A 12,444-nucleotide genomic window follows, 5' to 3' on the forward strand; every position below is an offset into this window, starting at 1 on the left:
ATAAAACTAATTTAAATTAGGTATCTTTATATTAGGGGACTGGAGAGGATACTATGTTAGAAAACACTTTGATTAATGATATCCATATAAAAGAAATAGAGGAGCTGGAAGAATTTCCGCTACTAGAGATAGATTTAAAAAAGGTATATGATAATACTAAATATGTAGTGGATTTATGTAAGAATCAAGGAATTTCTGTAGCAGGAGTAGTTAAAGTTGTACATGCTATGCCACAGATAGTTTCAGAGATGGATAAGGCAGGATGTGAGTATCTTGCTACATCTAGAATAAATCAAGTTATAGAGATGAAAAAACAAGGTGTAAAAAAACCTGTTATGCTTATAAGAATACCTATGCATAATGAAATAAAACAATTAGTGGAATATGTGGATATAAGTTTAAACTCTGAAATTGAAACTTTAAAGAAAATAAACGAAGAGTGTAAATACAAAAACAAGAATCACAAAGTTATTTTAATGATGGATTTAGGTGATTTAAGGGAAGGTATTGTAGATGAAAAAGAGTTCATAAACTTAGCCTTATATGTAGAGAAAGAATTAACTAATGTAAAACTTTATGGTATAGGGACAAATTTAGGATGCTATGGTTCTGTGAAACCTACAGAAGAGAATTTAGGTAAATTATGTAATGTGGCAGAAAAAATAGAAGCTTTGATTGGAAGAGAATTGGATGTGGTTTCAGGAGGAGCTACTTCTTCGTTAACTTTAATTTGGGATGGAAAAATACCAAGTAAAATTAATAATTTAAGAATTGGAGAAGGAATATTAGTTGCTAAGGATTTAGATGATTTTTGGGAGTATGATATGTCCATGTTACATCAAGATGCCTTTGTGCTAAAAGCTCAGGTAGTGGAAGTTAAAAATAAGCCATCTCATCCAATTGGTGAAATATTTATAGATGCATTTGGGAATAAGCCCACCTATGAAGATAGAGGTGAAAGAAGACGTGCATTATTGGCAATAGGTAAGCAGGATTTTGTTTCTGTAGATACTTTAATACCTATAGATAAAAATATAGAGGTAATTGGTGCTAGTAGTGACCATTTAATTATAGATATAGAAGACTGTAAGACAAATTATAAAGTTGGTGATGTTATAGAATTCAATATATATTATCCACACTTATTATATCTAAGTGGATCAAGGGATGTAAATAAGAAATTTATATAATGAAGATAAAGGATGTTTAAATACAATATAGGTATATACAATAGATATTTTGAAATCTATTGTATATACCTATAATTATTTACAAAATTAAATAATATTAATATAATAATATTTGTGACAAGGACATGTGCCATTAGCTCAGTTGGCAGAGCACCTGACTCTTAATCAGGGGGTCCAGGGTTCGAACCCCTGATGGCGCACCAAGGGAAACAACACTGTAGAGTGTTGTTTCTTTTTAATAAAAATTTTTTTGAAAAAAGTAGCTCGTAAAATAATTAATATGATTAAATTAATCTATTTAAGTATAAACTGAATTGGTTTATATTTTTTTACATTAAATGATAAATATTTATTTAATGTATTTTAATAAAATACTTTACAAAACTTACAGTGGGTTGTATAATAATATTTGTGACAAGGACATGTGCCATTAGCTCAGCTGGCAGAGCACTTGACTCTTAATCAAGGGGTCCAGGGTTCGAACCCCTGATGGCGCACCATACCTCGTAGTACTAATAAGTATTACGAGGTATTTTACATTTTAAACTAAAAAATAGTATAGACTTAATTAATAAAATATATTAAGGTTAATATAGATTTTATACAAAATGAAAGAAGGAAAAATAATGAATCATTTATCAACAGAAAAAACTAATGCTCCTATTTGGTTTATATTTAGACAAAATGAATTATTAGTAGAAGAAAAAGAGGATAAAATTTTTATACCAAGATTTAAAGATTTAGAATCAGTTAATATTAATCCAGTAAGAGTTCAAGATCTAGGAACTAGAAGTTGTGGTAAATGTTACTCTGTAGAGGTATCAAAAGAGTATACAGAACCTTTGGGTATGAAATTTATAACCTTAAGAAACTTATATGGACAAGTTTCTGATGAAATATATATAGAAGCAGGACGTGCTATTCAAATCATGAATTGGGATAGAACCCATCAATATTGTGGTGTTTGTGGTAATAGTACTAATACTATACTAAATGAATATGGGAAAATATGTCCACAGTGTGGTTTTATAAGCTACCCTAGAATAAGTCCTGCTATAATAGTTGCTATAGTTAAAGATGGTAAATTACTTCTTGCTAAAAATGCTAAGTCAAAACATAATTTTTATAGTGTTTTAGCAGGGTTTTTGGAACCTGGTGAAACATTAGAGGAATGTGTAGAGAGGGAAGTAATGGAGGAAGTGGGAATAGAAGTTAAAAATATAAAATATTTTGGTAATCAACCATGGCCATTTCCTAATTCTCTTATGGTAGGGTTCACAGCAGAATATGATAAGGGTGAAATAAAGGTTGATGGAGTTGAAATTGAAGAGGCAAACTGGTTTGAGGTAAATAATTTACCTAGTATTCCTGGAAGCATTAGTATTGCAAGAAAACTAATAGATTGGTTTAAGGATAATTATACTGAGATCTAGATTTTAAAATTAAATTAATAATAGAATTCATAGGAAAAGTATATTGTGTTTAACAGTATACTATAAAAACTTTAACACATAATAAACAATGAATATATGTGTTAAAGGAGGGATAAAGATGGATCATGATTTATTAAGAGAACAACAATATGAGATTAAACAACGTGAAGAAGATAAAAGGAAATACAAAAAGGAGAACTATCTTCGTAATGGGAATAAATCTCAAGGTCAATACGCTCAAAGTAGCTTTAATACTACTATTGAAGAGCCAGGTACCAATGAAAGTGGTATCGTAGCAAAAAAAAACGGTTATTAAAATTAAATATTTTATTTATAAAAGGGCTATTTCAAAGTAATCTAAATCTTAATTATGTTGAGTATTATCTGCTAATGGTATTAAAGTATAAACTCAATATTTTAGAGATTCTAGAGAATTATTTTGAGATAGCTCTTTAGGGTTTAATTATAAAATCTTAGAATTTGAAAAGAAAATAATGTGCTAAGGAATTATATAAAAATTTCAATAAAAAAATCTTACTATGTTATAATAAAGCTATTGAAATTTTACATAGCAAATAAGGAGCAATTAAAGGATGAATAAGAATAAAGTTAAGGCTTTTGCCACTTGGGCAAGAAGTAATCTTATTGAAAAAATAAAAGATAGAGCGTATAAAATAGGTATTGAAGATAATAGAATTAGAGATATAGAAGTGGTTCAAAGTGGATTTAAAGTAGTGGGTGGAGAAGAAATATTTAATATTTCACCTAAGCATAGAAAATCACTAATAAAGGAAATAGAATCAAAATCTTTAGATGAAGTTGTGGAAGAAGTGGCATATACTTGGTTTAACAGGTTTATAGCTTTAAGGTATATGGAAGTACATGATTATTTGCCCATTGGAATAAGAATTATATCTTCAGAGATACCAGGTAAAATGGAACCAGATATTTTATTTAGGGTTGGTGAAGTTATAAGAGAGTTGAGACTAGATTCAGATTTAGTCTATAAATTGTTAGATAGTAGTAAAAATTCTGATAGAGAAAATCTATATAAATATATTTTAATAAGACAATGTAATGAATTAGGGAATATTATTCCTGGTTTATTTGAAAAAATAGAAGATTATACAGAATTGTTATTTCCTGGTAATTTGTTAGAAGAAGGTTCCATACTAAGGAAAATGTGCAATGACATAGATGAAGAAGACTGGAAAGAGGAAGTAGAAATTATAGGGTGGATGTATCAGTATTATATATCTGAAAAGAAGGATAAGGTTTTTGATGATCTAAAGAAAAATGTAAAAATAACTAAAGAAAATATTCCAGCAGCTACTCAGTTATTTACTCCTAAGTGGATAGTGAAATACTTAGTAGAAAATTCATTAGGAACCATATGGATTCAAGGACATGAGGATGAAAATTTAAAGAATGAATTAAAATATTATTTAGAGGAAGGCATTCAGGATTTCGAAATAGATGACATTTTACATAATATTAAATTGGGGAGAAAAAATTTACATCCTGAGGATATAAAGGTTCTTGACCCATGTATGGGTTCGGGGCACATATTGTTATATGCCTTTGATGTGCTTTATAAAATTTACAAATCTGCAGCTTATCCAGAGCGAGAGATTTCAAGAAAAATTTTAGAAAATAATATATTTGGATTAGATATAGATTTAAGAGCTAGTCAAATTGGTATGTTCTGTCTTATTATGAAGGCTAGAGCGTATAATAGAAGATTTTTCAGAGAAGTTGAAAAAAATCCTTTGAAGCTTAATATAGTAGCTATAGAAGAAAGTAATGGTATTACTTATGAAATTATAGAATATTTCGCAAAGGAAGATGAAGAGCTAAGAGGTGATTTATCTTATTTAGTAAATACCTTTAAGGATGGTAAAGAGTTTGGATCAATATTAAGAGTTGAGAAGGTGAATTTTCAGAGGTTAAAAGAACGGTTAGGAGAGATAAATGAAGAAAATAATTTAGTATTTAGTGATTATAGACAGATACTGTTAAATAAATTACCAAAGCTCATTAATCAGGGAGAAATAATGAGTATTAAATATGAGGTTTGTATTACTAACCCACCTTATATGGGACTAAGGGGAGCTAATGATACCCTAGCTAAATATTTGACCAACCATTATCCTTTATCAAAGCATGATTTATTTTCTGTGTATATGGAAGTGTGTAAGAACTATCTTAAAGAAGATGGAATATATGCCATGGTAAATCAGCATTCATGGATGTTTTTAAGTAGCTTTTTAGAACTTAGAAATAAGATTTTAGAAGACAGTACTTTTATTAGCATGATTCACTTAGGATCTAGAGTATTTGAAGATAATGTGGGTACCATAGTACAGAATGTTGCTTTTATAAATCAAAATAGTGAAATTCCTAAATATAAAACGAGAATTGTAGACCTTACTAAAGAGTTAACAGCTTTGGAAAAGAAAATAAAGATTAAGTCAGTTTGTAGTGGAATGGAGAGAGAGGGGATTTACAGTATATGGCTAAAAAAACTAATGACAATCCCAACAAAACCTTTTGCTTATTGGGTAAATGATAATGTATTAAATTTATTTTCTAATTTACACAAGTTTGAAAATATTGCAAAGCCTAGACAAGGAATGGCTACATCAGATAATAAACGGTTTTTAAGAGATTGGTATGAAGTTGATATAAATGAAATTAATTTTTCAGCTGCTGATAGAGATGAAGCTTTGTTAAGTAAGAAAAAATGGTTTCCATATAACAAAGGTGGAGAATACAGAAAGTGGTTTGGTAATAATAGATATGTGATTAATTGGGAAAATGATGGCAGTGAAGTAAAAGATTATGCAGCAAAGTTATATAAATCATATAGTAGAACTATAAAAAATGAGGAGTTTTATTTTAAAAGTGGTCTTACATACACTTTTATTTCTGAAAATATGGGAGTAAGGTATTCTCCTCAGGGGTTCATATTTGACGTTGCTGGATCTTCTATATTCTTTGATGATAAAGACCTAGAAAAGGTAGTACTAGCATTGTTATGCAGCAAAGTTGCTAATATGTTTTTAGATATAATGAATCCAACCTATAATATACAAGTAGGAGATTTGAAGAATGTTCCAATACATGAAGATATATTTAAAGAAGAAATAAAATCTACCATTGATGAAATTGTACAAGAAAACATAGCCATTAGTGAAGCGGAATGGAATGACTTTGAGACATCATGGAACTTTAGAACTCATCCATTGATGAGAGGCTTAAGAGAAAAAAAAGTTAAGGATGTAACCATAGAATCTAGATTTAAATTTTGGGAAAAAGAAAATATGAAAATTATTGAGAAACTTAAAAATAATGAAGAGAAGTTAAATAAAATTTTCATAGATGTTTATGGTTTAAATGAAGAATTATCCCCGGATGTATCATATAAAGATATAACATTAAGGAGAATTGAGGTAGAAAGAGAAGTGAAATCTTTAATATCTTTTGCAGTGGGATGTATTATGGGTAGATATTCAATAGATGTTGATGGGTTAGTGTATGGAGGTGGAAACTTCCAAGATAAATGGGATTTTAAAAATTATAGAGTTAAGAAAGTAGAAATAGATTCCACTGGAAAAGTAAATGATAATAGATGGGTTAATTCAAGTTTTATGCCTAAGGTTGATAATATAATGCCTATAACAGAAGAAAAATATTTTTCAGAAGATTTAATGACCAAGTTCATTGAATTTTTAAAAGCAGTTTATGGAAATGAAGTATTGGAAGAGAATCTTAATTTTATAGCCAATATTTTAGGCAAAAAAGATAGTGAAACTTCAAGGCAAAGCATTAGAAGATACTTCTTTAAGGAATTCTATAAGGATCATATAAAAGCTTATGGAAAGAAACCCATATATTGGTTATTTGATTCAGGTAAGAATGATGGATTTAAAGCATTGGTATATGCTCATAGATATGACGACTTAACTGTAGCTTTATTGAGGACAGAATATATTCATCTTATGCAACGGAAATATGAAGGTGAATTGAGTACATTGGAGCTAATAAAAGACTCACAGGAATATAGTGCTAAGGAAAGAGCAATAGCTAGGAAAAAAAGTGAAAAGTTAAAAAGGAAAATAGAAGAACTCATTGAATATGATGAAATAGTTGCGTATATGGCTAATGAAAAAAAATCCATTAACTTAGATGAAGGAATTAAAGAAAATTATGATAAATTCCAAGGTATCAAAATTATGAAAACAAATGGAAAAGAAACTAAGATAAATCTTTTATATAAAATCTAAGGAGTTTATATTAAAACATATAGGGGTACAATTATACTTTATTTTATGGTAATATTTAAAATGGATTAATATTTAATAGAGTTTTATATAAGGTAAACTTTAAATAAGATTACTACATATCTCATATTATATAAAATGCTAAATTATATTATTAAGTTGTATTATATAAAATGGATTAAGCTAAAGTGTGAGGTAATTAATAAATATATAAGGTAAGGTGAGTAAAATGAATTATGAAATATTAGCAAATACAATTTTCCCTAACATTGATAAGGAGCCTGAGTATTATATTTCAAAGTATCCCAAGAGAAACCTTAAAGAAGGTGCCAAGGTTACTAGATATGCTCCAAGTCCAACAGGGTTTCAACATATAGGAGGAGTATTTTCTGCATTAATAGATGAAAGAATAGCTACTCAAAGTGAAGGAGTTTTTTATTTAAGAATCGAAGATACAGATCAAAAAAGAGAAGTGGCTGGTGCTATAGAAGATACTATAAATACCATGCATAAGTTTGGGTTAGATTTTACAGAAGGTATGACAGGGGATAATACATCTAAAGGTGAGTATGGTCCTTATAGACAAAGCGAAAGAGAAGAGATATATAAAACTTTTGCTAGAGATCTAATTAAAAAGGGGCTTGCTTATCCATGTTTTTGTACATCAGAAGATCTAGAACAACTGAGAGAAAAACAAATTAGTGAAAAATTAACTCCAGGATATTATGGAGAATATGCAATCTGTAGAAATTTATCTCCACAAGAAGCTTTAAAAAGAATAGGTGAAGGTGAAAAATATATTATAAGATTAAAATCTCCAGGTAATCCAGAAAACAGAGTTGAGTTTCACGATCTAGTTAAAGGTGATATTTCTTTCCCAGAAAGCAATCAAGATATAGTTATAATTAAATCTGATGGACTTCCAACCTATCATTTTGCTCATGCTATTGATGATGCGCTAATGGGAACTACCACTGTAATTAGGGGAGAAGAATGGTTATCATCTCTTCCAATTCATATTCAACTCTTTGATATTCTTGGATTTGATAGACCTGAATATGCACATACTCCTACAATAATGAAGTTAGATGGAGATTCTAAAAGAAAGTTATCTAAGAGAAAAGATCCCGAAAGTGCAGTAAGTTATTATGATGAAGAAGGATATCCTATGATATCTGTTATAGAATATTTACTTAATATAATAAATTCTACTTTTGAACAGTGGAGAGAAGAAAATCCATCATCTGATTATCATGAATTTAGAGTATATCTAGATAAGATGAGTAAAAGTGGTGCTTTATTTGATATTGTAAAATTAAGTGACGTAAGTAAAAATGTAATTTGCAAGTTAAAGGCTGATGTTGTATATGACTACTATATAAATTGGGCTAAGAATTATGATAAGGAAATGTATGACATAGTAACTAACAATGAATTAATGTGTAAAGAAATATTCAATATTGATAAAGAAGGACCAAAACCTAGAAAGGATTTTGCTAAATGGAATGATGTTAAGGAAAAAATATTCTTCTTTTTTGATGTATTATTTAAGAGTACTGTAGAAGAAATAGAATTTCCTAAGAATATAGATTTACCAGAAGCTAAAAGGGTAATAGAAGCTTATGCTAAGGCATATAATTTTAATACTGATAAGGATACTTGGTTTGAAGAGTTAAAAGTAGTAGCTGTAGAATTAGGGTACGCTACAGATAGAAAAGCCTTTAAGAAAAATCCTGAAAATTACAAAGGTATGGTTTCAGATGTAGCTGGATGTGTAAGAACGGCATTAACTTATAGAAATAATACACCAGACCTTTATACTATTATGCAAATAATGGGAGAAGAAACAGTTAGAAATAGATTTGCTAAATTTTTGAAACTATAATTAGAAATATAGATAAAAATCATCTCTGTAATTTTATAGAGATGATTTTTTATCTATAACTGAAACATACTTATTACCTTCAATATAGTACCTCCAAAGAAAATCTTTTGCCTCTTCAGCGTAATCAATGCCAATCCTTTTAGAATATACAATTTTGAAATCTTTAAAATCGTCAGCATATAAGGATAATTCCTCACTTAATATAGAATGGGTATTTAAAGATTTGTCTATATTAAGGGCTATACATAGTTTTCCAGGACCAGAAGTGAGATTTAATATTTCTCGAGGCTTAAGTTTAGTAAAAGGCTTATTAAATCGGTTTTCACTCATAACTTCAATACCTTCTATTGGTTCAATGGCACGAATTAAGACTCCTTGAGGATCGCCTTCACAACCGGTTACTATATTCATACAGTTATACATTCCATATATTTTATATACGTAGGCTATACCAGCACTTTTAAATAAAGGCTCCGTTCTAGTGGTTTTCTTATAGTTATAGGCATGAGAAGCTTTATCAATTTTTCCCACATAAGCCTCAGTTTCTACAATTCTACCAGTGAGCTTATATCCCATATAATTCCTTACTACTATTTTACCTAAGAGGTCCTCAGCAACTTTTCTTGCGTCCCTACGAAAAAAATCAAGGGAAAGGTTTTCAAATTTCATAAATATCCTCCATATTTATTTTATAAATGTAATATTTAATCTTTTATACTATATAGTTTAGGTTAAAATCGCTTAGATTATTTATAATATATCTATATAAAGATAAAATATCTAGTAATTTTCATTTGATTGAATTAAAATTTGAATTAATAATTTAAATCTGTATTATATATATGAAAATATATGAAAAAATAAATATTAACTATTTTATGATAGTATAGTTTGAATTTTCAGGGAGGAATTATATATGAAAATTAAAATAGAAACAGTGCTAATTACTGGAGCTTCGTCTGGAATTGGATATGAGTTTAGTAAAATATTTGCTCGAAATGGTTATAACTTAATTTTAGTTGCTAGAAGAATTGAAGTTTTAAAAAGGATTAAAGAGGAGCTATCAAAGATTTATGGAATAGAAGTAATTATAATTGAGAAAGATTTATCTAAATCTCATAGTGGAAATGAGGTTTTTAATGAAATTATAAATTTAGATATAAGGATAGATGTACTAATAAATAATGCTGGTGTAGGTTATTGTGGTCTATTTCATGAAATTAATATGGAAAGTCATCGTTTAGTAATACAAACTAATATGGTTGCTTTAACGGAGCTTACATATTTAATTTCTAATGAAATGATTAAAAATGGGGGTGGAAAAATCCTAAATGTGGCATCTACTGGTGCTTATCAACCAGGACCTTATACTGCAGTATATTATGCATCAAAAGCTTATGTATTATCTTTAACTGAAGCTTTATCAATCGAACTTAAAAAGTATAATATTCAGGTAAGTGGACTTTGTCCAGGAACTACAAAAACAGATTTTCATCAAAGAGCTGGCAAAAGAGAATTAAGAGGAGCTATGTCGCCTAAGTTAGTTGCTGAAATAGGGTATAAAGAATTTATGAAAGGAAGAAGCATAATTATACCTGGGATTAAAAATAAAATTGCTATAGGAATATCTAAGGTTTTACCTAGAAAACTATTGGGAAAAACCGTTGGATTTATCCAAAATTCGGCTATTTTACTTAATAAGTAATATTTTTGTAGGAAATGTATTAATAATAATGTATAATTATATATTATATGGCTTTAATTTCATATAGGGGGGTAAAAATTTGAAAACACAAGATGTATTTTGGGGTATAATCGGAATTCTTATTGTGACTTTAATCATAGTTTCTATATTTAATATAAGAATTAGAAGTTCGATAAGAAGGCTAACTAATGAAATGGAGAAAATTGCTCAAGGTGATTTAACAAAGAAACTAAAGGTAAACAAAATTAAAATAATAAAAGAACTAATAGTTTATTCCAATGACTTTATGATAAAGGTTAGAAGGCTTATAGGAAAATCTACAGAAATTAGTGATAGGATACTTATAAACTGTGATGTCTTAAGTAAAGGTATGAAAAATATGGAGTTACATGTGGTTGAAAATGTAGAATCTATAACCACCATATCGGATGATATGAATAATCAGGTTGATAAAGTTGTATCTGTTAGAAGTGATATAGAAAGTATTGTTTTAAATCATGGGACTATGGTTAGAAATTCTCATAGCGTGGAAAAAACAGCTATGTCAATGATGGAATCTGTAAGTGAAAGCAAGAGTGAGTTTGATAAACTTATTAATAAGATGGAAAAATCACTATGTTTGGAAAAGGAACTCTCTCTTAGGATAAAAGCCTTAGAAATTGGTGCACAAAAAATTCAAGATATATCTGATACTGTAAAAGAAATAAGTGGTACTACAAATTTATTGTCTTTAAATGCATCCATAGAAGCTGCAAGAGCAGGAGAAGCTGGAAGGGGTTTTTCTGTAGTGGCTGAGGAAATAAGAAAGTTGGCAGAAATGTCATCTGTACAAGCAGATGAAATTCAAAAGATAACAGATAATGTTCAAAAAGATATATATGAATTTGGATCTATAATGGAAGAAGATTTATCAGTTATAAAAGAATCTATTTCATACGCTAAGAAAAATAGTAAAAATTTTCAATCTATATCTAGTTCTAGTATGAATACATTAAACTCTATACAAGAAATAAATAAAGCTATTGAGGAGCAAAATGTAAATTTAAGGAATATAGAGCTATCTATAAATAGTATTTCTAATTTTGTTTCTAAAACTACCATTCATGTACAAAATACAGCAGAAAGTTCTAAGGCTCAACTTAAGGTAGTAAAGCGTGTTTCTGATAATATCAAAGAAGTTGTAAATATGAATAAAGATATGAAGCTTATAATATCATCCTTTGCACAAAATTATATTTTAGATGAAGATACTGAAAAATATATAAATAATGCTAAAAATATTTTGAATAGTGTTGCAAAAGAAGGCACAATAATATGTTTAGAAGAAACTAAGTGTAATAAAACATTAAAAGAATTTGTGAAAAAATATCCGTTCTTTTATCTACTATCAGTTATGGATATAAATGGAGATACTAAAGGGATAACCCTTGAGGGAAGCAGGGAAGAGTTATATTGTAATTATTCTCATAGACCATACTTTAAAGAATCCATTAAAGGATTAGTATATAAGTCAGAGCCCTATATATCTTCTGATACTGATGGATATTGTATAGCTCTTTCAGTACCTATAAAGAATAATAGTGGACAAGTGGTAGGTATTGTAATGGGAGATTTAGTATTAGAAAAGAATTAAAATGAAGCTATCNNGATAGCTTCATTTTAATTCTTAGTTTTATAAACTTCTAAAGCTCTTGATAATTGATCTGGACAGGAGGTATCTTTTGAACCGCACTGGATTCCTTTTAGTCTTGATATAACTTCATTGATATCCATGCCTTCTACTAAACTAGAAATACCTAGTAGATTACCGTCGCAACCGCCTATAAAGCTTACATTTTTTATTTTATTTTCAACTACGTCAAAGTTAATTTCTTTTGAGCAAACTCCTAAAGTAACATATTTCATTTATTATTTCCTCCTATTCAAACTTACATACTATTTGATAATA

The 12,444-nt window shown here is 28.7% G+C and carries 9 protein-coding genes and 2 tRNA genes; 9 read left to right on the plus strand and 2 right to left on the minus strand.

The annotated features are described in order from the left end of the window. Positions 1 to 53 precede the first annotated feature (53 nt). From B2P65_RS12725 to gltX, 7 genes are all read left to right on the plus strand, one after another. Positions 54 to 1,190, plus strand: a complete 1,137-nt coding sequence (locus B2P65_RS12725) for an alanine/ornithine racemase family PLP-dependent enzyme (protein ID WP_346880252.1) — start codon at positions 54 to 56, stop codon at positions 1,188 to 1,190. 127 nt (positions 1,191 to 1,317) lie between these two features. Continuing rightward, positions 1,318 to 1,393: transfer RNA gene (locus tag B2P65_RS12730), tRNA-Lys, on the plus strand. A 221-nt stretch (positions 1,394 to 1,614) separates the two neighbouring features. Continuing rightward, positions 1,615 to 1,690 (plus strand) — tRNA-Lys (locus B2P65_RS12735). 126 nt (positions 1,691 to 1,816) lie between these two features. Further along, on the plus strand, positions 1,817 to 2,623 hold the full coding sequence (gene nudC / locus B2P65_RS12740; RefSeq protein ID WP_346876171.1) for an NAD(+) diphosphatase: 807 nt from the start codon (positions 1,817 to 1,819) through the stop codon (positions 2,621 to 2,623). 118 nt (positions 2,624 to 2,741) lie between these two features. Beyond that, positions 2,742 to 2,939, plus strand: coding sequence for a hypothetical protein (locus tag B2P65_RS12745; protein WP_035132938.1), 198 nt, complete (start codon positions 2,742 to 2,744; stop codon positions 2,937 to 2,939). A gap of 277 nt (positions 2,940 to 3,216) precedes the next feature. Next, positions 3,217 to 6,909 (plus strand): BREX-1 system adenine-specific DNA-methyltransferase PglX, encoded by a 3,693-nt coding sequence (gene pglX / locus B2P65_RS12750; RefSeq protein WP_346880253.1) that lies wholly within the window; start codon positions 3,217 to 3,219, stop codon positions 6,907 to 6,909. Positions 6,910 to 7,135: 226 nt separating this feature from the next. After that, a complete protein-coding gene (gltX, locus tag B2P65_RS12755; protein WP_346880254.1) occupies positions 7,136 to 8,791 on the plus strand; it encodes a glutamate--tRNA ligase in 1,656 nt (551 codons plus the stop codon). Between the two features lie 33 nt (positions 8,792 to 8,824). Here gltX and B2P65_RS12760 read toward each other — a convergent pair whose 3' ends face one another. Beyond that, positions 8,825 to 9,460: a DNA-3-methyladenine glycosylase gene (locus tag B2P65_RS12760; protein ID WP_346848075.1), complete on the minus strand. Its 636-nt coding sequence runs from the start codon at positions 9,458 to 9,460 to the stop codon at positions 8,825 to 8,827. Positions 9,461 to 9,707: 247 nt separating this feature from the next. Here B2P65_RS12760 and B2P65_RS12765 point away from each other — a divergent pair, with 247 nt between their 5' ends. Both B2P65_RS12765 and B2P65_RS12770 read left to right on the plus strand, forming a co-directional pair. After that, a complete protein-coding gene (locus B2P65_RS12765) occupies positions 9,708 to 10,496 on the plus strand; it encodes an SDR family oxidoreductase (protein WP_346848076.1) in 789 nt (262 codons plus the stop codon). A 79-nt stretch (positions 10,497 to 10,575) separates the two neighbouring features. Further along, a complete protein-coding gene (locus B2P65_RS12770) occupies positions 10,576 to 12,129 on the plus strand; it encodes a methyl-accepting chemotaxis protein (protein ID WP_346880255.1) in 1,554 nt (517 codons plus the stop codon). A 26-nt stretch (positions 12,130 to 12,155) separates the two neighbouring features. On the opposite strand, the gene B2P65_RS12775 is transcribed toward B2P65_RS12770, so the two are convergent. Further along, positions 12,156 to 12,401 (minus strand): TIGR03905 family TSCPD domain-containing protein, encoded by a 246-nt coding sequence (locus B2P65_RS12775; protein ID WP_346848078.1) that lies wholly within the window; start codon positions 12,399 to 12,401, stop codon positions 12,156 to 12,158. Between the last annotated feature and the right edge of the window lie 43 nt (positions 12,402 to 12,444).

Origin of the sequence: Clostridium sp. UBA3061, from assembly GCF_002367465.1 — a bacterium.
Classification (GTDB): domain Bacteria; phylum Bacillota; class Clostridia; order Clostridiales; family Clostridiaceae; genus Clostridium_J; species Clostridium_J sulfidigenes.

Bases quoted from the DNA above. Each gene is read 5' to 3' on its own strand.
- B2P65_RS12725 (WP_346880252.1), top strand. From the start codon at position 54: ATGTTAGAAAACACTTTGATTAATGATATCCATATAAAAGAAATAGAG.
- nudC (WP_346876171.1), top strand. From the start codon at position 1,817: ATGAATCATTTATCAACAGAAAAAACTAATGCTCCTATTTGGTTTATA.
- B2P65_RS12745 (WP_035132938.1), top strand. From the start codon at position 2,742: ATGGATCATGATTTATTAAGAGAACAACAATATGAGATTAAACAACGT.
- pglX (WP_346880253.1), top strand. From the start codon at position 3,217: ATGAATAAGAATAAAGTTAAGGCTTTTGCCACTTGGGCAAGAAGTAAT.
- gltX (WP_346880254.1), top strand. From the start codon at position 7,136: ATGAATTATGAAATATTAGCAAATACAATTTTCCCTAACATTGATAAG.
- B2P65_RS12760 (WP_346848075.1), bottom strand. From the start codon at position 9,460: ATGAAATTTGAAAACCTTTCCCTTGATTTTTTTCGTAGGGACGCAAGA.
- B2P65_RS12765 (WP_346848076.1), top strand. From the start codon at position 9,708: ATGAAAATTAAAATAGAAACAGTGCTAATTACTGGAGCTTCGTCTGGA.
- B2P65_RS12775 (WP_346848078.1), bottom strand. From the start codon at position 12,401: ATGAAATATGTTACTTTAGGAGTTTGCTCAAAAGAAATTAACTTTGAC.